The organism is Lysinibacillus zambalensis (assembly GCF_040183165.1).
Lineage (GTDB): Bacteria > Bacillota > Bacilli > Bacillales_A > Planococcaceae > Lysinibacillus > Lysinibacillus zambalensis.
Genome location: NZ_JBEGDG010000005.1, coordinates 201,084 through 223,057 on the forward strand (window position 1 = coordinate 201,084; position 21,974 = coordinate 223,057).

17 protein-coding genes, 6 tRNA genes and 1 rRNA gene are annotated in these 21,974 nt (G+C 35.5%); 5 read left to right on the forward strand and 19 right to left on the reverse strand.

Annotated elements, in window-relative coordinates; genetic code table 11:
* Positions 1-27: 27 nt before the first annotated feature.
* Positions 28-879: a helix-turn-helix domain-containing protein gene (locus tag ABNX05_RS09500; RefSeq protein ID WP_349659494.1), complete on the forward strand. Its 852-nt coding sequence runs from the start codon at positions 28-30 to the stop codon at positions 877-879.
* Positions 880-902: 23 nt separating this feature from the next.
* Here the strand turns inward: ABNX05_RS09500 and ABNX05_RS09505 are convergent, their stop codons facing one another.
* The 4 genes from ABNX05_RS09505 to ABNX05_RS09520 form a co-directional block, all read right to left on the reverse strand.
* Complete coding sequence (locus ABNX05_RS09505) at positions 903-2,609, reverse strand: carbamoyltransferase family protein (RefSeq protein ID WP_349659495.1); 1,707 nt, start codon at positions 2,607-2,609, stop codon at positions 903-905.
* A gap of 23 nt (positions 2,610-2,632) precedes the next feature.
* Positions 2,633-3,862: an MFS transporter gene (locus ABNX05_RS09510; RefSeq protein WP_349659496.1), complete on the reverse strand. Its 1,230-nt coding sequence runs from the start codon at positions 3,860-3,862 to the stop codon at positions 2,633-2,635.
* Positions 3,863-4,079: 217 nt separating this feature from the next.
* Positions 4,080-4,811, reverse strand: coding sequence for a carboxy-S-adenosyl-L-methionine synthase CmoA (cmoA, locus tag ABNX05_RS09515; RefSeq protein ID WP_349659497.1), 732 nt, complete (start codon positions 4,809-4,811; stop codon positions 4,080-4,082).
* 5 nt (positions 4,812-4,816) lie between these two features.
* Positions 4,817-6,637, reverse strand: coding sequence for a ThiF family adenylyltransferase (locus tag ABNX05_RS09520; protein WP_349659498.1), 1,821 nt, complete (start codon positions 6,635-6,637; stop codon positions 4,817-4,819).
* A gap of 1,030 nt (positions 6,638-7,667) precedes the next feature.
* On the opposite strand from ABNX05_RS09520, the gene ABNX05_RS09525 reads away from it, so the two are divergent.
* Positions 7,668-8,063 (forward strand): HAD hydrolase family protein, encoded by a 396-nt coding sequence (locus ABNX05_RS09525; RefSeq protein WP_349659499.1) that lies wholly within the window; start codon positions 7,668-7,670, stop codon positions 8,061-8,063.
* 626 nt (positions 8,064-8,689) lie between these two features.
* On the opposite strand, the gene glmS is transcribed toward ABNX05_RS09525, so the two are convergent.
* Complete coding sequence (glmS, locus tag ABNX05_RS09530; RefSeq protein ID WP_349659500.1) at positions 8,690-10,492, reverse strand: glutamine--fructose-6-phosphate transaminase (isomerizing); 1,803 nt, start codon at positions 10,490-10,492, stop codon at positions 8,690-8,692.
* A 741-nt stretch (positions 10,493-11,233) separates the two neighbouring features.
* Here glmS and ABNX05_RS09535 point away from each other — a divergent pair.
* Both ABNX05_RS09535 and ABNX05_RS09540 read left to right on the forward strand, forming a co-directional pair.
* Positions 11,234-11,575: a PadR family transcriptional regulator gene (locus ABNX05_RS09535; RefSeq protein WP_197143166.1), complete on the forward strand. Its 342-nt coding sequence runs from the start codon at positions 11,234-11,236 to the stop codon at positions 11,573-11,575.
* A complete protein-coding gene (locus ABNX05_RS09540) occupies positions 11,565-12,137 on the forward strand; it encodes a hypothetical protein (protein WP_349659501.1) in 573 nt (190 codons plus the stop codon). The genes ABNX05_RS09535 and ABNX05_RS09540 overlap by 11 nt, the downstream gene beginning before the upstream one ends.
* A 58-nt stretch (positions 12,138-12,195) precedes the next feature.
* Here ABNX05_RS09540 and ABNX05_RS09545 read toward each other — a convergent pair whose 3' ends face one another.
* The 13 genes from ABNX05_RS09545 to ABNX05_RS09605 all read right to left on the reverse strand — a co-directional run bounded on the left by ABNX05_RS09545 (position 12,196) and on the right by ABNX05_RS09605 (position 19,924).
* Positions 12,196-12,717, reverse strand: a complete 522-nt coding sequence (locus ABNX05_RS09545) for a type 1 glutamine amidotransferase domain-containing protein (protein ID WP_349659502.1) — start codon at positions 12,715-12,717, stop codon at positions 12,196-12,198.
* A 304-nt stretch (positions 12,718-13,021) separates the two neighbouring features.
* Positions 13,022-14,374 (reverse strand): phosphoglucosamine mutase, encoded by a 1,353-nt coding sequence (gene glmM / locus ABNX05_RS09550; protein ID WP_349659503.1) that lies wholly within the window; start codon positions 14,372-14,374, stop codon positions 13,022-13,024.
* Between the two features lie 299 nt (positions 14,375-14,673).
* A complete protein-coding gene (locus ABNX05_RS09555) occupies positions 14,674-15,783 on the reverse strand; it encodes a CdaR family protein (protein WP_349659504.1) in 1,110 nt (369 codons plus the stop codon).
* On the reverse strand, positions 15,776-16,612 hold the full coding sequence (cdaA, locus tag ABNX05_RS09560; RefSeq protein ID WP_197143161.1) for a diadenylate cyclase CdaA: 837 nt from the start codon (positions 16,610-16,612) through the stop codon (positions 15,776-15,778). The genes ABNX05_RS09555 and cdaA overlap by 8 nt, the downstream gene beginning before the upstream one ends.
* Positions 16,613-16,761: 149 nt before the next feature.
* Positions 16,762-17,388, reverse strand: coding sequence for a zf-HC2 domain-containing protein (locus tag ABNX05_RS09565; protein ID WP_349659505.1), 627 nt, complete (start codon positions 17,386-17,388; stop codon positions 16,762-16,764).
* A gap of 13 nt (positions 17,389-17,401) precedes the next feature.
* Positions 17,402-17,965 (reverse strand): RNA polymerase sigma factor SigW, encoded by a 564-nt coding sequence (sigW, locus tag ABNX05_RS09570; protein ID WP_197143159.1) that lies wholly within the window; start codon positions 17,963-17,965, stop codon positions 17,402-17,404.
* A gap of 133 nt (positions 17,966-18,098) precedes the next feature.
* Positions 18,099-19,004, reverse strand: coding sequence for an arginase (rocF, locus tag ABNX05_RS09575; protein WP_349659506.1), 906 nt, complete (start codon positions 19,002-19,004; stop codon positions 18,099-18,101).
* A gap of 218 nt (positions 19,005-19,222) precedes the next feature.
* Positions 19,223-19,295, reverse strand: a tRNA-Lys gene (locus tag ABNX05_RS09580).
* Positions 19,296-19,307: 12 nt separating this feature from the next.
* Positions 19,308-19,382 (reverse strand) — tRNA-Gln (locus ABNX05_RS09585).
* A gap of 18 nt (positions 19,383-19,400) precedes the next feature.
* Positions 19,401-19,484 (reverse strand) — tRNA-Tyr (locus tag ABNX05_RS09590).
* Positions 19,485-19,498: 14 nt separating this feature from the next.
* A tRNA-Val gene (locus ABNX05_RS09595) sits at positions 19,499-19,574 on the reverse strand.
* 73 nt (positions 19,575-19,647) lie between these two features.
* Positions 19,648-19,722 (reverse strand) — tRNA-Glu (locus ABNX05_RS09600).
* A gap of 125 nt (positions 19,723-19,847) precedes the next feature.
* Positions 19,848-19,924, reverse strand: a tRNA-Asn gene (locus ABNX05_RS09605).
* Between the two features lie 269 nt (positions 19,925-20,193).
* Here ABNX05_RS09605 and mbcS point away from each other — a divergent pair.
* Positions 20,194-21,771, forward strand: coding sequence for an acyl-CoA synthetase MbcS (mbcS, locus tag ABNX05_RS09610; protein WP_349659507.1), 1,578 nt, complete (start codon positions 20,194-20,196; stop codon positions 21,769-21,771).
* 126 nt (positions 21,772-21,897) lie between these two features.
* Here the strand turns inward: mbcS and rrf are convergent.
* Positions 21,898-21,974: ribosomal RNA gene (gene rrf / locus ABNX05_RS26370) — 5S ribosomal RNA — on the reverse strand; the annotation flags it as partial.

The window sequence follows — 21,974 nt, forward strand, 5'->3', positions numbered from 1 at the left end:
AAAACATATAAAAGAGAGTGATAAAGTATGAATTATGGTCAAAATTTTAAAAATATCCGTATAAGTAAAGGATATTCTCTTAAAGAAGTTGCTGAAGGTATTATTAGTAGTTCTTTTTTATCTAAATTTGAAAGAGGTGAATCTGATATCTCTCTATCAAATTTTATCCTTTTACTGAATAAACTTAATATCTCTATTGAAGAGTACATCCTCATTTCAAGAGACTATCAACCTAGTGAGTTTGAAATCTTTTTACATACAATAAGACATGCATACGAACAAAATAACATTCCTTTTTTAATCGACATTTATAAGGAAGAAGAAAAAAAGTGGAAAAGTCACTTATCTAGTAGTTATAAATGTAATTACATTATGACTAAAGCACTTATACGAGACTTAAATAGAAATTTTGAGATTACTAATTCTGAAAGAAATTTTATTAGTGACTATTTATTAAAGAATGATCATTGGGGATATTATGAAATCATTCTTTTCGGTAATGCAATGTGTATTTTAAAATATCAAACTGTTATTATTTTAGCCAAAGAAATAATTTCTAAATCTAAACTTAATATCAAAATCCCCAAAATTAAAACAGAATTCATTCGTATCCTGTTAAACGTTGTTATTTATACTATTGAAACTGGTCATTTAGATGATGCAAAGTGGTTTCTTAATTATATTGACGAAATTCCTAATAATACCTATTTGTATTTCGAGAAAACAAAACATTTATTCTTAAAAGGGCTTTATCAAATCGAGAAAAATCAGCTAAACGAAGGAATAAAAAATGCAGAAAAAGCTATTGAAGTTATAGGTATTTTAGAAGATGCAAATATACAAAATAATCATAAGCTGTTTCTCAAGAAATTCATCTAGTTTAGTCATTATAAGCTTTACTACTATATCTTTCTCAATACAAAGTTTTCAATGACTAGGTAATCCAGCTCACTTTTATTGAAGCATGCAATAGCATCATAAGGCGTTTCTACAATTGGCTTTCCATCCAAATTAAAAGATGTATTGATGACTAAATAGATACCTGTTAATTTTCCAAAGTGTTGAATTAATCGATAATACATAGGATTATCTTGCTTATTAACAGTTTGTAACCTAGCAGTCCCATCAACATGAACCACCCCACTGATGTTTTTAACTTGCTCTTTTTTTACATCTGCAGTAAACATCATTGATGGACTCTCTATTGAAAAGTTTTCAAAGTAATCTTGTGTTTTTTCAATTAGTACACTGGGTGCAAAAGGACGAAACGCTTCCCGTTTTTTTATTTCTAAATTCAACCGATTAACTACAAGTTTATCGCGAGGATCTCCCAGAATACTTCGATTACCTAAAGCTCTTGGACCAAATTCACTTGCTCCTTGGAACCAAGCTATTACATTTCCCTCTGCAATGAGTTTAGCTGCGATTTTACAAGGATCTTCAACCTCACTAAAATGAAGATTGGAAAACTCCTTCAGTATTGTTTGGATTTCATTAGCTGTCACAGTATATTTCTTCCCTGAATATAGAGGCACTTCAAATTTCACTTGATTAAAGTTTGCTTTCTCTCTTCGAGAATTCACTATCGCATATATTGCATTCCCAATACACAATCCCTGATCTTGGGGTGCATTCGGAATATATACATTTTTTACTCTTTCAATATTTAATAAAGCTGAATTGGTTGGGCAATTTAAGGCAACTCCCCCACCTACACATACATACTCCAGATTATATTGTTCTATTAGTTTTTCTACTTTTACAGTAGTCCACTTTTCAAGTTGTTTTTGAACATATTGCGCTAAATCTGCATGCATTTGTCTTAAAGGATCTGTTTTTTTTCTAGGTTCTGGAATCGTTACACCTAATTTTTTAAATAAAGTCTTCATATCTTTTTCAGTGCTACCTGTATCGGGAATAATACAATGAATACTTCCATCATAATCTTTTATATAAGCATCCCCTAAGCTTAATAAGTTATCGCTACCAAATGATGCTAAACCCATTGTTTTTCCAGCATTATGGTAATTACCCATACCAAGATATCGCGTGAATTTATTGTAAAGTTTTCCAAACCCTAATCCCTGTGGATACTCAAAGTCTCGATCAATTAATTCAATTTCTCCATTTCTAGCTAAATAATACGAATTTCTTTCACATGAATTTTCAAACATATGTGGTGACTTCTTTTCACCAATAATTTGCCCTTCATTATCATTAACTACAATCAAAGCTTCTTTAAAACCGCTAGAATAAAAAGCAGCATAAGCATGAGACAAATGATGACTTGGGACAATAATTAATTTTTGATGAGATTGAATAGACAGTTCAGTCTGTATATATTCGATAAGAAACTTAGGAACATTTAATGATACTCCGTAAAAACTAACTGCAAATTGATCAACATCTTGCAAGCTCTTTCCACTAGCCTCTAATACATATTCTAAAGATTTTTTAAATCCCCCATCATATTTTTTATATGTTAAGCGTTCTTCTGTAATCGCAAATAATAATTTATCATCTTCAAAAAGGCAAACTCCTCCACCATCAACAGGTCTTATTTCGTTGTTTTCATCAACAATACATGCGTTTAACCCAACAGTAATCATTAAAACTCCACCTTATATTTAAATTAATTTTTTTTCAAAAACACTTCTTCTATATTTATACTTTTAGAATTTAATTTACTAAATTTAAATAACATGGTTGCTGCTATGCAAATACCAACCAGAGTCACAAAAATAGATTTATGAATGCCCGAAGATGCCATACCTACAATAATTGTAATGCTTATAGGCGTCGCAATTTGTTCCATCAATTGGAAAATCGAATTCACACGAGCTAGATACTCCTGTGGACAGTATGATTGAATAATTGAATTTCTACTAATTGAATAAATGATTGACCCTAAACTAATCATGAAAAGAGATATTGGAATGAACCACCAACCAGGAAGAAGTAGTAAAGTTAAGCCTGCTAACATACATAAAAATCCTATATAAATTAAATTTCCCAAATTCTCCTTTTTCATTTTACTAATGACTAATGTTCCGAGAAAGAGTCCTGTACCAGAAGTGGCTACTACAAATCCTATATTAGAATCCTCAAATAAATAGACTTCTTTCAAATAAAAAATAACTAAGGTAGAGACAGGGGCTACAGAAAAAATTAGTAAAAAGGAAGATACCAAAAAGATTCTTAAAGTTCTAGTGGCCATAGCGATCTTTAAACCTTCCACCAAATCTTTAGTAAAAGCTTTCTTTTGACCAATTACTTTTTCCTTATCTGGAATTCGAACTAAATATAAAAAGAAAATCATCATAATAAAAGATAAGGCATTTAATATAATCAAACTCATTGGGGAAAATATAGTTAACAACCCACCTCCAATTATTGGCCCTGTAATCATCGAAGATGTCCATACAGTAGCGAAACCAGCATTTGCCTCTAATTTTTGTGTGGGATATAGTAAGGGGATAATTGAAAATTGGGCAGATCTTGCAAACAAGTTTGCAGTATTTACTAGAAATCCAATTACCAATACCAACATAGAACTCAGTAATGTTAAATATTCCAAAATTGGAATTAAACTAACTAATATAAACTGTATTGCATAAGAAGTAAATAAAATCGTTCGAGGGTTTAATCGATCTACCCAAGTGCCGATTAAAGGACCCATTATTATTTTAGGAAGTTGTGTAAAAATAACAGAAGCACCCATCAGGGATAAAGAATTCGTTCTATGATAAATCAACAATGGTAACGCTAAATCAAAAAAAGCGTTTCCCAATGAATTAAATAAGGTTCCGCATGCATATGTTGTAAATTTAGAATTTTTCCAAATCGACTTGCTATTGCCCATATTTTTACTCCTATACTCAATCTAGTAATAGTAATAAAGGGAGGGTTTCCCTCCCTTTATGTAAGACAAATTAGAAAATCAAAATAAATTTCTAATTGTCTACCCAATCAACGGGTTATCTTTATTAGTTACAAAATACACAAGAGCGACCTTCGATATTAGTAACTTTACGGATTTTCAACATACTATCACCTCCTTTCAATGAGATTTTGTAATTTCATAACTTAATGGCAATAATAACTCCAAAATTTAAATACTTACTAATTGTTGATACTTTTGAAAAACCGACTTTTTTTAACAAGTTTTTATTCTCTATCTCAGTAAATGGGATTAATACATTCTCTAATTCTTCTCTCTTTCTTGAAATCTCCAACTTGGAATAATTTTTTTGTTGTTTATAATCGTAATATAAATCTATATAATTTCGTGTGAATAAAGAATCCTCTTCTAGTAATTTTTCATACAGAATAACGAATCCATTTTGTTGCAAACTATTGTATAATTTTTTTAATAAATCTTCTCTTTCCATAGGTCGTATAAACTGTAATGTAAGATTTAAAATAAAACATCCTGGATCTATAAAAGAATTAATAGTTGTTAAATCTTCCTGTATAAAATGAATTGTTTGAGGACTTTTAGCCATTTCTTTAACTTTTTCATTTGCCTTGAATAACATCGATTCAGAATTATCTATTCCATAAAACTTTGTATTGGTTTTATTTAGCAGGTTGTTCAATAGAATTAACGTTGTTCCCGTGGCACAACCTAAATCATAAATATTCGTATCTTTCACCAAATGTTTAACAATATATTGAACAATTAAATTTTGAAATTCCTTATATAAAGGCACACTACGATTAACCATATCATCAAAAACTAAGCTAACACTTTCATTAAACGAAAAATCTTCTACTTTAGTTTTTTTAAAATAAATCGTATCTAAATCCATAGCATTTACTCCTTTTTTAATACAAATGTTTGAAAATAAGGAATATGACTGCATTTTTCAAATAAGATCGGATGTGTTTCAGCGACAATATTTGGAGGTTGGGGCTCAAATAATCCCACTACTTTAAATCCAGCTTGGACAAATGTTTGGAAATATGTTTCTGTAGTTCGATGATAACTTTCTATAGATGAAATTACCGTCTCGCCATCTTTGTTTTCTCTTGATTTTGTAATTTTCCCTTCTGCAAAATAATTCTGCAATGAAAAATCTTCATAATTCCATCGTCCATTATAATACTCCTTCTTCCAAACACCTCCGTCTTTAATAGGATGTGGGATTGTAACTATTAAAGTTCCATTCTCAGTTAATAATCCTTTAAATTTCGAAAGTCTTGTGCCTATGTCTTCGATATAGTCTAAAACGTTATTACAAATAACATAATTGAACTTATCCTCAATGTTTAAATTGACAATATCTCCATGTAATGTTTTAATCCCTTTTAACTCTAATGTATTGACTTTATTGTTTACTACTTCAAGCATCTCTTCAGAAATATCATTGGCAATTATAGTTGCTCCCTTTTGTGCAAAATGAATAGCTTGTTCTCCAGTTGCACAGCCAATATCCAATATTTTTGTATTAGGTAATACTTTAATCAATCTATCCATCATCGAATCAAGTAATATGCTGTTAAATGAATCATTTTCTCGTTCGTTTACATAAACATCTGTCAGCGAACTTTCTTGAAAACTAGCGTGCAAATTTTCTGTATGGTGAGTGAAATGCCCACACTTTTTGCAATTTTCATTTTTAGTAAATACTTCTTCATAAATTTTATAGTTCTGTGAATTGATAAGAAGGCGAGTTCCTTCCGTCTTTCTTTCGACTCCAATCAAATATCTAATTACTTCATTTGCTTGTACCGCAGCAACCATTGAGTTTAAAGGTCCATAACTTGGCGCTTGAAAACTTTCATTTAAATTACTTGGCAATTCCTGACCATTATCCAAAAATTTATATAGATCTCCATCATTCTTATAACATTCATAGCAGGCAGTTTTTCCTGGAATGACCATAGGTCCAATAGCTCCAAATGAATCAATATATCCTGCATTACTATATGCAAAACCATGCTTCATTGCAGCTGAATTAATCCATTCGTGAATTTCTGCTGGAGAATCAGCAGACAGAATAATAATGTCACACTCATTAAAATATTTATCAAATATTTCTACATCGGAAATAGACTCTAATATTGGAACAAGTTCAATTTCTGAATTAATTAGTGCTAATTGCTTAGCAGCTTGTTCAACTTTGAAATTGTTAACATGCTCTTCATGATATAAAAACTGTCGAGTTAAATTACTTAATTCAATAGTATCTCCATCCGAGAATATCAGTTTACCAATACCGGCTCCTGCCAAATTCATTGCTATATTAGTGCCGATACCTCCCATCCCAACTAATCCTACAGTTTTATTCGCCAAAATTTCCTGTGCATTAATAGGAGTATCAATTAAATCAAAATAAAGAGAATGTCTAGAATAACGATTATCCGAATCAAACTTTTTATTTGAAATAATTTTATTTTCAATTAATTCTTCTACTAGATTACGAGCTTCTATTTCGGATAAACTAGAGTTACTTGTAATGAATTTAAAGCTGTCTTCTAACGTTCTTGGTTTAGAAAAGTACTTTAAAATATTCCCAAGGTAATCGGGAGCTTCTTCAATTACTTGCGCTTTTGGAGGCATAGTACCAATTAATATTCTGTCTTTCACTTGATATATAGTATTATGCTTTTGGACGTTGTAGTGAGTTGTCATGATTAATCTCCTTACTCCATGTATTTCATATTCACTTGAATTTATACAAATTATATTAAAGATTTATACATTTTATATAAAAGTTTCATATATTTTCTGAATTTTATTTTTTTAGATTAAAATGGAATATATTACTTGTTTTTTTATTTATATGGTTTCAAAAAGATAATTTCTCAAATTTATAACTATAATATTTATTTTGAAACACAATGGTGATTTTCAAGTATAGGACCTAACCATCTCACTTAAAATGATAATCGAGACGGTGACATCATCGCTCATGTTACCGTTATTAATAGCCATCAATTGAATATTGTGGTTGAACAGGTAGATGGCTCAGTCGAGATACACGTGTGTGACGGCAGTCTGGATATCAACCTCGTTGTGAAAGATTCGTCTATTACGCAGTCAGGAAACGGAGAAGTTAAAATTAGTGAATAAAGAATAGCATCGGGAGAGTCCAGAAGAATGAAAAAGATTCCTTCCCAAGTAGATTACGGAGAAATAATTTGGGAAGGTGACAAACTTTCTACAAATAACATTTAGTAAAAGACCGACTTTAATAAAAGTGCAGTAAAATTAGTCATTAGGAAATTTTATCCTCAAGCTTTTCACAAAATTACTTTATCAATTTTTTTGTCTAAAATACTTCTTGTTAGCAACCCAACACTTTAATAACTGATAAAGTTACAATATTAATTATAATTATTGCTTTAATATTCAACTATATATGTTATGTATCTATTTTAAAAAAACAGTCGAAAAAATACAAACCCTGATACAGCTACGACTATACTGTACCAAGGTTTATTTTTGATGCCACACCATCTTATATATACATATGGTAAATAAAATTATTGTGAATTATATTTACACTGTCATAAACTGTATCACTTTAAAATTCTTTATAGTTTGATCCCGAGAATTCTGTAGGTTATTCCACATTATATAAAATAGCTTGTATTATGGAGGTAAGTATCTTGAAAAAGATATTCGGAATATCGATAAAATCAATTCAACGAACATACCGTTGGAACAATTACTACCAGTCTGCAAATTAGTTTTATTCCAACCAAATGAGGAAGTATTAAAAGTGCTTGAATCATTTCCAGTCACAGTTACACACTATAAAACCGAGCATGCCATCGACATTAGCCCTCTAGGTATTAATAAAGTCAGAGGACTACATATGTTGAATATTCAACAGTTTATTGCTTTTGGGAACGATAGTAACGACCAGTGCTTGTTTGAACATGCGATATATAGCGTATGCGTCGGGAATAATAACGTGAAACATTATGCGAAAGAAAACATTGAACGAGCAGATGTAGCAGGAAAAATTCGAGCATTAATGGGAAAGTATCGTGTAGGTGAAGGAGATACATCTAAGCTTGTTAAATATAATAAGGCATTCAATAAGATTTAAATTTTTGTAGATACAATTAGATTAATTTAATTGACTAACGAAAACTTCATTATTTTAATCAATCTTCAAAAGCTACAATAGCAAAGAAGCTATGTTTTTTAAGAAAGATTAAAACAACTTTAAAGAGGTTAGGACATAACTAGTCAAAAAATTAAAGCGCGAGAACTCAACTTTTAAAATTGTTGATTTCTCGCGCTTTTCTGATGTGAAATTTTGTCCCAGCCTCATATATTTTCATATGTAAATTTAAAAATTTTATTTTCACTTTACAATATCTAACTTCAGTTATTTAAATATATTATCAACTATAAGGGTACAACTTAGCTGTGTGGTACCCAACTTTGTTGTCATTCAACATAAATTAAACAACTTTATTATCTCTTAACATTAAAAACTGATAAAGTGACAATATTAATTATAATTTTCGCTGTAATTATCAACTATATATTTTATGTATTTATTCATAAAAAACATTCTAAGAAAAAACACAAACCCTGATACAGCAATGACTACACTGTACCAAGGTTTGTTTTCGATGTCACAATATCTTATATAATTATGACAAATATGATTATAAATTGTGACAACATTAGTTATAACTCACAGAAGCCTATAGCTACATAAAATTACTCAACCGTCACTGATTTAGCCAAGTTACGTGGTTTATCTACATCACAGCGGCGGTGTAGTGCTGCGTAATAGCTAATTAACTGTAATGGCACTACAGATACAAGTGGTGTTAAGTATTCATGAACTTGAGGGATTACTAAACGGTCCCCGTCTTCGTCTACTCCAGCCATGGCAATAATGCATGGATATGCACCACGTGCAGCTACCTCTTTAACATTACCACGGATATTTAATGATACTGCTTCTTGTGTGACAAGGGCAAACACTGGTGTACCTTCTTCGATTAAGGCAATTGTTCCGTGTTTTAGCTCACCACCTGCGAAGCCTTCTGCTTGAATGTAAGAGATTTCTTTTAGCTTCAAGGCACCCTCAAGGCTTACATAGAAGTCGATGTTACGACCGATGAAGAATGCGTTGCGTGCGATTTTTAAGTAGTCCTCTGCGATATCCTCTAATACATCTTTTGAATCGATAATTGTTTGGATACCATTTGCTGCAATCGCAAGTTCTTGTTTTAAATCGAATTCTAAGCCTTTGCCATTAGCTTTCGCCGTTACATATGCTGTTACAGCAAGTACAGCCACTTGTGCTACATATGCTTTTGTAGAAGCTACTGCAATTTCTGGGCCTGCATGTAATAAAAGCGTATGATCCGCCTCACGTGATAGTGTAGAGCCAGGTACATTTGTAATTGTTAATGTTGGATAACCAAGCTCTTTAATTTTCACAAGTACTTGGCGGCTATCTGCTGTTTCACCTGATTGTGTAATAAAAATAAACAATGGTTTTTCTGAAAGTAATGGCATATTGTAGCCAAATTCACTTGAAATATGAACTTCCACTGGAATACCAGCCATTTTTTCGAAATATTGCTTACCAATTAGACCTGCATGATAGCTTGTGCCGGCTGCAATAATATATAGACGGTCTGCTGCTCGTAATGCTTCTAAAATATTTGCGTCAATTGTTAAATCGCCATTCTCGCCTTCGTATGCTTGAATGATTTTACGAATAACTGTTGGCTGCTCATCCATTTCTTTTAACATATAGTGAGGGTACGTACCTTTTTCAATATCGCTCATATCAAGCTCTGCTGTGTATGGTGCACGCTCTACTAATGTACCGTCTAATTTTGTAATTTCAACGCTAGCTTTGTGTACGATTACGACCTCTTTATCATGTAGCTCCACATATTGGTCTGTTACCTGTAGCATCGCCATTGCATCTGAAGCTACTACATTGAAGCCTTCACCAATACCTACTAAAAGTGGTGATTTATTTTTCGCAACGAAAATTGTATCAGCCGCTTCTGCGTCTAAAAGAGCTAATGCGTATGAGCCGTGTAATAAAGATAAAGTTTTACGGAACGCCTCAGTCGTGCTTAAACCTTCTTTTACAAATAGCTCTACTAATTGCACGATGACTTCTGTATCTGTATCAGATTTCATCGGGATACCTTTTAAATATGTTTTTTGTAATAAATGATAGTTTTCAATAACTCCGTTGTGTACTAAAGTAAAACGTCCTGATGCACTTTGATGAGGATGTGCATTTAGACGGTTTGGCACACCGTGAGTTGCCCAACGTGTATGACCTATACCAACTTTTGCAGCAACGTCCTCGTCTACTGCATCTCGTAAATCAGCAATACGTCCTTTTTCTTTGAAGACTGTTACTCCATCTTCATTACGTACTGCAATACCTGCTGAGTCATAACCACGGTACTCTAGTTTCTCTAAACCTTTTAATAAGATTTCCTTTGCATCTGTTTCACCAATATATCCTACAATTCCACACATAAATTTCTTGTCCTCCGATATCGTCAATTTGACGCAATGACAAATTAGACCTCAACCTATCGAATTTTTTATGAATGGAAAAGCTATGCCGATTTTACGTAAAATAAGCATACTCATACAAACACAAACTTAACACTCATTCAGCCATCTGAATAGTAACCATTCGATACGTGAGATTTTCTATTTATCTATTGCTTTAACTATACCTTCTCCATTTTCTGTACATTCAATCACTCAAATGCTTTCAAAATGAAAAGTGACAATCGGGTATGTCGATCGGGAGGCATCCGCCGAATTTTCGATAAACCTCCACCTCGTCTGCTGAAGTTAGCTTCGTCCAATTTCTTCAGCTCAGGCGCTATAATTGTTTTTCCGATTTTGCGCGTTCTTCCCTCCTATGCGCTCTCGTTAAATGATAAGGTCGGACCTCATATTCAACTTCTCCATCATACTCAATCATATGCTATACGTCAAATTTTCGTTATAAAAAACACCTATTTATCCTACTTTTTAGTGACAAAGTGTAGACAAACAATCTGCTATAAAGCATTAATTTAAAATTCCTATTAAATATATGATGTTTTTTCCATGCCCTCTTGCTGGCCTAAACACAAAGCCGATTCTGGACATAATTATGCCGAGGCATAATTAATTTCGTTTGACAAAACCACTACTTAGCAATACTATATACAGTACTTAGCAACACTTAGTACAGGTGAAGCTTAGCCTGGGGGTGAGATCATGGATAATCTGAGTGAAATGCTCAAAGGAGTTTTGGAAGGTATTGTATTAGAAATCATCAGTCGTGGTGAAATCTATGGTTATGAGATTGTCAAACATCTCACGCAAATGGGGTTTGAGGGCATAGCCGAAGGAACTGTTTATTCGTTACTAATGCGTTTGGAAAGAAACCGTCTTGTCAATATTGTCAAAAAGCCATCTGAAATGGGTCCACCAAGGAAATTTTATACGCTTAATGAGCAAGGGCAAGAAAAATTAATGTCCTTCTGGGCTAAATGGGATTTTTTAAGTAGTCGTATTGAAATTTTAAGAAATAATGGAGGAAACAATCATGAGCTTTAGTCGTGAAATTCAAGAGAGAATTAATCGTTTTGCAAAAGAACAATCTCAGAACTATTTGCAAGACGCTGAAATGACCTATATGGAAAAGCTACGCAAAAAAAGTGGGCAAACTAAACGTAAAATCGACAAGCAACTATCCAAGTTTAAAGGACGTTCCGATCAAGGTCGAGAAGCACAAGACGACATGATGCTATATATGAGCGATTATATGAATGATTTAATGTCACAAGGTTTAACGGAGCAAGAAGCCTTTCATAAGGCAAGCGAGGAATTGAAATTCGCCAGTAACTCTGAGCAATCTGAGGATTTAAATGAACGTTTCCAACAGTATTACGAAGATCGTGACCCAGCAGATTATGAGGCGATCGGGTTGTTTTATGGTGGTTTTCTATTTTTAGGATTGGGTATCGGCGGTTTAATCGGCTTTCTAACTGGCGGTGGCTATGAAGCTTTCTTGGACCGGGGCTGGATTAATACTGCAATCGGCGCTGGCGTTGGCATTATCATTGGTATCGGACTTGGACAAATTACCAATGCTATTATCGCGTTAAAAAAGAAGTAGGACTGTCCTAATTAAATTTAACATACAAGGCACAAGCATTCACTTGTGCCTTGCATGCTTAGCCTTCTTCACTCTCTAATAATTTCACAATTTCTCGATTAAACGCTGGTAGATCCTCCGGTGTGCGACTTGTGACTAATTGTTTTTGGCAAACAAACACTTCCTCGTCATGAAATATTGCACCTGCATTTTCTAAGTCTACTCGAATGGATTTGTAACCAGTTGCGTCACGACCATTTAATGTTTTTGCTGTAATGAGTAATTGTGGTCCATGACAAATAGCAAAGGTTGGCTTCATTTCGTCCATAAACTCCTTTACAAATGCCACAACACGATCATCTACACGTAATATATCAGGAGAAAACCCACCTGGGATGAACAATGCATCAAATTCAGAAGCCGTTACCTCATCGATGTCTCTATCAATTTTTACTTTCTCTCCGTGCTTACCTTCTACCTCAATGCCCGCTGTCGTATCAATCGTTATTAGTTCATGACCTGCCGCTTCTAATGCTCCTTTAGGACTCGTAAATTCGGCGTCCTCGAACATATTAGTAATTACCGTAGCAATTTTAGCCATTGCAATACAACACTCCTTGTCATTGTGACTCTGTACTACTGTTCCCATTCTCTTTGAAAACATTCATTTCATCGGAAGGCTTTCAATACTTGAAACACAAAATCGTTCTATCCGTCACATTTCTGAGCCTAATAAAAAAACCCGACCTCCTTTGAAAGGAAATCGAGTTGTTGATAAATTTGGCCTTGGCGTAATTCCGTCTGGATTTTAATTGTGCCTGCACAATTAAAAATCCGTGACATCCGCCGGAGGCTTTAGCTTCATTCAGTTGGTGTTTATCACCTACTGAATGAAGCTAAACTATTTATTCCGTTAAGCCCATTTCAGTACGTACAACATCTGCTATACGCTCTACGTAACGCTCGCAGTCTTCTTCTGTCGCAGCTTCTACCATTACTCGTACAAGTGGCTCAGTACCAGAAGGACGCACTAGCACGCGACCGTTACCAGCCATATCTGCTTCTACCTCAGCGATTACTGCAGCAACTTTTGCATTTTCCGTCACAGCATGCTTGTCTGTTACACGTACGTTGACTAAACGCTGTGGAAAAATTTTCATTTCAGAAGCAAGCTCTGACAGTTTTTTACCTGTAGATTTCATAATGTTAACAAGCTGAATACCCGTTAATAAGCCATCACCAGTTGTATTATAGTCTAGGAAAACAATATGACCCGATTGCTCGCCACCTAAATTATAATCATTAGCGCGCATTTCTTCTACGACATAACGATCACCTACAGCTGTTTGTACACTGTGCATATCGTTATCTTCAACAGCTTTGTAGAAGCCCATATTACTCATAACCGTTGACACGATTGTTTGTTTTTTCAAGCGACCAACTGTATTTAAATGCTTACCAATGATGAACATAATTTGATCACCATCAACAATTTTACCGTTTTCATCTACTGCGATTAAACGGTCACCATCGCCATCGAATGCTAAACCAACGTCAGCACTTTTTTCTGTGACAAATTTAGCTAATACTTCTGGATGTGTTGAACCGACACCTTCATTAATATTTAAGCCTGTTGGTGAGGCACCCATTGTTGAGATATCCGCTTCTAAATCTGCGAATAGGTGTGTAGCTAGTGAAGACGTAGCACCATGTGCACAATCTAATGCTACATGGATGCCCTCAAATTCTTCAGTCACTGTTTGCTTTAAATATTGAATATATTTTTGTCCACCCTCGAAGTAGTCACTTACTGAACCTAAATCTGCCCCGATTGGACGTGGTAATGTATCTTCTTGTGCATCTAATATTGCTTCGATTTCAGCCTCTTGCGCATCTGTTAGTTTAAAGCCATCAGGACCGAAAAATTTAATACCATTATCAGCAACTGGGTTATGTGAAGCTGAAATCATAACGCCTGCATTTGCGCTCATAATTCGAGTAAGGTAAGCCACACCTGGTGTTGAAATAACACCAAGACGCATTACCTCCACGCCGATTGATAAAAGACCAGCTACAAGTGCACCTTCAAGCATTTCACCTGAAATACGTGTGTCACGACCGATTAAAACCTTTGGACGGTCCGTTGCATCCTTCGTTAAAACGTAGCCACCTACGCGGCCAAGCTTAAATGCAAACTCCGGTGTTAATTCACTATTCGCGACGCCACGGACGCCATCTGTTCCAAAATATTTACCCATTTTGATTATTCTCTCCTTCAATGCAAGACGGTGGTTACGCTTGTCTACACTGACAACTAGATCACTCGTCTGCTTACTTTTGGAAAAGTCTATTTTCGTTCATTTTCTGGTAACTATTCATTTTACCCCTACGCCCATTTATTCGGACTTGTAAATCAGCGAAGATAAATTGAGCATAAGGTATTTTGATTTTAGCCCGAGCAACCTTTTTCGTTAATGTTTCAAAACCGAAAATGACACCCTACCGATAGAGAACGAAATCTCTACTGAATCAAAATAAAATTATAGTCAGTTATTGTTTAAGAATCAACATCTTCTGTTTTTTCTGTTGGTGGCGTGTTGTCCTCAGAAGGAGTGTCCGGTTCCTCCTTATTAGGTGGAGGAGTAGGTGTAGGTGTAGGCGGTGGATTAGGTGTAGGCGCAGGAGGGTTAGTAGTTGTTGTTGTCGTAGTTGTTGTTTTCTCCTGCTCTACCTTCGTAACGTCCGCTTTCACTTTAATCCTTGATTCAGATATTTTTGTCACACCTTCTGGTAATTTCACATCAAATTCATAAGTTTTTGATTCTGTAATTTTCGATAAGTCAACCTCTATGGGTATGACAGTTAAACTATCTAGGATAGCTTTTCTACCGTATACCCTCACCATTGTAGGGCTAAATGTTAATTGGTTAACGGAAATACCATTTGCCACTTCCCCTATTTCCTTAAGCACTACAGGCAACTCCCTACTGTATGCTCCAATATCTACTTGTACCTTCACTGTTTCTGGTTCAATCGTAACGTCTAGCTTATTTAAATCACGATCTAGTACTTGAACTGCCGCTACCTGTGAGAACGATTCTTTCAAGCCTTGTTCACCCGTTACAGTAGCTTTTACATAGCTAATTCTTTCAATTGCACTTTTGGCACCTGTTACATACACTGTAGCTGGATTAGCAGTCATGCCATTTAAAATATACCCTTCTTCAAGTAAACGATTACTCATCTCAGGGTCAACTCGAAACTCCTGTGTTACTTTTTCCTCAATGTTAACCTTAACAGTCTCAGGGTCAAATGTAACTTGCAACTTATCAGAAATGTTTTCGTATTGTAGGTTAACATTATGTTCGCCTATAAGTAATTTACTCAAATCCACAAATACAGAAAAATCCTTCGTTGCCTTTGTTTTCATTACAAGTGGCATTGGACCTTTTATCGTAACATCCACCGTCTTAGGTATACCTGTAACAATAAGGTTCTTATCATCATAAAAAACATCTACAGGTACTTCTCGAATTACCTCTGTTTGCTCACTCGATATTGTTTTACTTTTAGGAGATAATTCGGTACGAACGGAGAAAAATAACAAAAAGGCTAGAAATAGTGCGACGATTCGTAACACCCAAGGGCTATCCATCATTTTATCCATTCTTTTTCCCCCTCCAAGTTAACTTAGAGGCTGCATTTGACTCCTGTGCTAATCCGAACCACATTTTACGTAACAGTCCTTCGAATTCCTCTAAAGAAAGATTTCGATGTAGATTACCATTCATTGTAAGACTAATGGCACCAGTTTCTTCTGATACGACAATAGTAATGGCATCTGTCACTTCACTTAAGCCAAGTGCAGCTCGGTGGCGTGTCCCAAGCTCTTTAGAGATAAATGGACTCTCAGAAAGTGGTAAATAACAAGCTGCTGCCGATATTTTATCTTTCTGCATAATCACTGCTCCATCATGAAGCGGTGTATTAGGTATAAAAATGTTAATAAGTAACTCCGATGAAATTTCGGAATTTAGTCCTATGCCCGTTTCGATATATTCATTAAGACCAGTTTCTTTTTCAATAGAAATTAACGCCCCTATACGACGTTTGGCCATATAACTAACAGATTTCTTCATCGCCTCAATAAGCCTAGTTTGTTCTTCCTCAACTTGATTAATTGAACGTTGGAATAGTTTCCCTCTACCAATTTGTTCAAGACCGCGTCTTATTTCAGGTTGGAAAATGATAATAACCGCCAAGAAACCGAAATCGATAACTTGTTGTAACATCCACCCTAACGTTTCTAACCCCAAAAATTCTGTAGCAAGGCGCGCAATAATAATTACGAATATTCCTTTTAATAATTGGACAGCCTTCGTACCTTTAATGAGGGTTAAAATTTTATAAATAACGTACCATACGAGTAGTACATCTAATAAGTTAATAACAATATTCACAGGTGTTAAATTAGCGAAATGTTCGATAATTTGCACGTGGCATCCCCCACTTTTCATTGCGAATCCATACACATTTAAGTATAGCACATTCTTAACAAATGTAACTTTTTTCAAATAAAAAGTCTACTCAAAAGAGTAGACCTTTCAGCCTCTCACGTGCACTATTTATTAGGACGTATAGAGTGTTATTTAGTTGCTTGGTTCTCCTCGAATGTTACAGCAGACTTTACTGAATTTTTAATCGTATACCAAAGCCATTCAAATACTTCGTCAATTTCTTCTATTTTTCCTGAAACAACTGCCGAAGATGCCATATACTGTCCATTAATAACGGTAACATTGCCATCCACTTCACCTTCAACAATTAAATCACCATTTTTAACAACTATGTCGCCTTTTACAACTTCTCCCTCCGGTACAATAACCGTTTGACCTTCAACAACAAGGTTTGGTTGTTTAGTCACAGAGAAATGTTGGTCATCCATGAAATTACCTAGTAAAGTTGCACTCATGAATAAACAAAAAACTGCTGCTGCCACAAAGAATGGATGCCGGCGAATCCATTTTTGCATGCCTACACGACTTTTTGGTTTCGGTAAACGAGCCATGACGGCTTCTTCAAAATGCGGAGGTGCTGTAATGTGGGAAGCACTCTTCACAAAGGCGATTGTTTCACTTAATTCCTGCATCAATTGTTTACAATCATTGCATGTATGCAAATGGCGTTTCAACTCTTGCTCATGCTCACGACTAATGTCACCATCTAAATAATCATGGATATAGTCTATAATATGCTCTGGACAAGTATTCATGACGCTCCCCCTCCTACAGATTGTTTAATTGCTTACGTAATGCTTCACGTCCGCGGTGAATCCTCGTTTTCACCGTTCCAAGAGGCATATCTAAAATCTCGCTAATTTCCTGTAATGATAATTCTTCAATATATTTCAATACTATAACTGAACGGTATTTATCCGGCAAACGTCCAATCTCATATTGAATGCGGTCTTGCAGTTCCATTTGCTCGATCTGTTCCTCTGGTAGCTGGTCATCTGCTGCGATCTGCGAATACATATCAAGCCCTTCTGTACCAGCTACTTCCGCATCTAAATAATAATCCGGCTTTTTCTTCCGGATTCGGTCTATACAAAGGTTTGTCGCTATGCGATAAAGCCACGTCGAAAATTTTCTTTTCTGATCAAAAGTATGCAAATTCATATAAGCACGAACAAACGCTTCTTGTGTAATATCTTCAGATTCTTGCTTGTTCCCTAACATCCTATAGCATACTTGGTACAGTTTGTGCTGATAGAGACTCACAATATCTGCAAATGCGTTTTGATCACCTTTAAGCACTTGTTTTATTCTCTTGTTTACTAACGCATCCATTGTGTTGATTTCTCCACCTTTACAACTGTCTTATACTATACGACCCATCGATAAGAAAAGTTTCATTTTATTATTAATTATAGCAAAAGATTTTTATACATTGTGGCAATAGGCAATTTTTTGTCAAATATCTTTAAACTAAGGTTTCACCAAATAAGGAACCCATCAATGCTACTGCAACATCAGCTGTTCTGTTCTTTTCATCTAATATCGGATTAACTTCAACAAATTCAGCAGATGTTAGCATACCTGATTCCTGAAGCATTTCCATCGCCAAATGGCTTTCTCGATACGTAATCCCACCAGGTACAGGCGTCCCAACCCCAGGAGTATAAAGTGGATCTAACCCATCTAAATCAAGTGATAAATGCAAGCCATCTATATCACGCGCTCTTAAATAGGCAAGTGCATCTTCCATTACACGCGTCATTCCAAGACGATCTACCTCATGCATTGTATACACCTTGATTCCTTGCTGACTAATTAATTCACGTTCTCCCGGATCTACGGAACGTGCTCCAATAATAATGACGTTTTCAGGTTTAATTTTTGGTACATTATTACGAATTTTCACTAAGCGTTCATGACCAAGCCCAATGCTAACAGCTAACGGCATGCCATGTATATTACCAGAAGGTGTCGTTTCAGGCGTGTTAAGGTCCGCATGCGCATCAAACCAAATAACACCTAAATTTTTAAAATGCTCACCAAGCCCAGCTAGTGTACCTATAGCAATGCTATGATCGCCACCAAGTACAAGTGGAAACTCCTTTTGTTCCAATGCCTTACTCACACTATTAGCCAAAGATGTACTCACATCGATAACTTCCTCTAAATTTAATAGCTGTTTATCAACAATTGTACCTTCTTTTTTTTGACTAACACGTATATCCCCTTGATCATGTACTTCATGCCCAACTGCCTCTAAGCGCTCTACAACACCTGCGTAACGGATGGCACTCGGACCCATGTCTACCCCTCTACGAGTTTGCCCATAATCTGTCGGCACTCCAATAATAGAAATATTTAGTTTATTCATTTTTTCATACCCCCTTTAACTTGTAAGTCTATTGTATAGCCTAGATCCTACATGGCTCAACCTAACAATTATATGAATATTTATACAATTAATTATACTTCGGCACCTGGATCTGTAAGGAGTTAAAAAGAGCATAAAAAAATCTCCTGCTGTTTTCAGCAAGAGATTAGTATCTGTAGTTAATGTTACACTTTTGAATATGTTTTATTCTATAAAAGTGAGCCATGAAGGACTCGAACCTTCGACCCTCTGATTAAAAGTCAGATGCTCTACCAACTGAGCTAATGGCTCAAAGAATATAAATGGCTGGGGTACTAGGATTCGAACCTAGGCATGACGGAATCAAAATCCGTTGCCTTACCGCTTGGCTATACCCCAATCATATATATAAAAAACTGGTGGAGGGGGACGGATTCGAACCGCCGAACCCTAAGGAGCGGATTTACAGTCCGCCGCGTTTAGCCACTTCGCTACCCCTCCGAAATAACACATTATGGTGGAGGATGACGGGCTCGAACCGCCGACCCTCTGCTTGTAAGGCAGATGCTCTCCCAGCTGAGCTAATCCTCCATAGAATCAGGTGTTTATTTCTTCACAGTTATTTTTCTTTTTAAGCCTTCGCATTACTACAAAGCTTTAAAAATGGTGACCCCTACGGGATTCGAACCCGTGTTACCGCCGTGAAAGGGCGGTGTCTTAACCACTTGACCAAGGGGCCATTTCAGATGTCTCGAACAAGACAAGAATTATAATAACATTTTTTTACGTTCGATGCAATACTTTTTTATTTTTTTTTTTAATTTTTTATATGTATAACATCATCATTATAAATGGGCAAAAAAATGGCTCCGAAGGCAGGACTCGAACCTGCGACAACCTGATTAACAGTCAGGTGCTACTACCAACTGAGCTACTTCGGAACAATACTATTCAATTCGGTTTTTAAAAACCTCTCAAGTACATTTATTATTATATCAAGCATTATAAATTATGCAATACTTATTGTAAAAATTTTTATATTTTTTGTCGAAGCATTCCTGTGCATTAACTAAAAACCTAATAGTTCTCTATTAGATCTAATATTTCTATTTTATGTATAGAATATTCTTGCTGTATATTATTGTAATTGATAAAATAAAGGTAGTTTTAAGAATTTTCTATTAAATTGATTTGGGGGAGGAATGTTCACATGGTAACAAACGATTTAATTGCACCAGAATTCTATAATATTACAGAGGAATTGGAGAAATTTTCTCAAGATAGTGATCGTCAAGCAATAAGATGGCTAAATACTCAACAGGAGCGACGAACGGTTTCCTATGTTGAACTTGTTCAAAAAATGAATCAATACGCGAATGTCTTAACGAAGAAGGGGCTTCAAAAAGGCGATCGCGTATTAGTTATTATTCCACGTCTGCCTGAAGCTTATTTTGTCTTTCTTGGATGTCTAAAGGCTGGAATTGTTCCTATTTCATGCTCAGAAATGTTACGTGCAAGTGATTTAGAGTATCGTATGGAGCACTCTTCTGCAAAGGCAGTAATTGCCTATGAAGTGTTTACTAGTGAAGTAGATCGTATTACTTCTTCAGTAGAAGCTTTAAATAATAAATTGGTTATAGGTTCTGCTACAGGTGATTGGACGTCTTTAAATGAATTGGCTAGTACACAGCCAGATACATTTAAAGCAGCTGCGACGAAAAGAGATGATATGGCATTTCTTTCTTATACATCAGGCACGACTGGTAAACCAAAAGGAGCTGTTCATTCACACGGTTGGGGACATGCGCATATTAGAACAGCTGCTTCTCAATGGCTTGGTGTACGTGAAGGTGATCTAGTTTGGGCTACAGCAGCTCCAGGGTGGCAAAAATGGATTTGGAGTCCATTTTTATCGACTATTATGCTGGGCGCTACTGCATTTGTATACCATGGAGGATTTGATGCAAAAACATACCTTCAACTGCTTCAAGATGAGAATGTCAATGTATTATGCTGTACGCCAACAGAATATCGCATTTTGGCGAAGCTTGATAATTTAATAGACTATAATTTATCTTCACTACGTAGCGCTGTTTCTGCTGGTGAACCGTTAAATCGACCAGTCATCGAAACATTTATGAACAACTTTGGTCTTAAAGTGCGCGATGGCTATGGCCAAACGGAAAATACTTTATTAATCGGCACGCTCGAAAATTCTGAATTACGTCCTGGTTCAATGGGTGTTCCTACTCCAGGCAATATTGTTCGTATCATTGATCATGAGGGTAACGAGGCACCAATTGGCGAAGTTGGAGATATTGCGGTACATAAATCATCTCCTGCTCTATTTAAAGAGTACTATCGTGAGCCTGAACGTACACAAGCAGCCTTCCGTGGAGATTGGTATATTACTGGTGACCAAGCTAAATGCGATGAAGACGGCTACTTCTGGTTTGAAGGCCGAGGAGATGACATCATTATTTCATCAGGCTATACAATTGGACCATTTGAGGTAGAGGATGCTTTAAATAAACATGAAGCTGTACAAGAATGTGCTGTAGTCGCAGCACCAGATGAAATTAGAGGACATATTGTTAAAGCCTTTGTCATCTTACGAGAAGGCTTCAAAGATCGTGATGAGGCCGAGTTAACAAAAGAACTACAGGAGCATGTTAAAGCATTAACAGCACCTTATAAATATCCTCGAAGCATTGTCTTTATCGATGAGCTACCAAAAACAACTTCTGGGAAGATTCGTCGTATAGAGCTACGAGCTGCAACTGTATAAAATAAAGAAAGGAGACATTTTAACCAAGTAATTGGTGAAATGTCTCCTTTATATATTGCTTTTATTTAATATTCTTCTGGATATAAAAAAAAGCCACTACTGAGATTATCAGCAGCGACTTTTTGCGCCTAGCGACGTCCTACTCTCACAGGGGGAAGCCCCCAACTACCATCGGCGCTAAAGAGCTTAACTTCCGTGTTCGG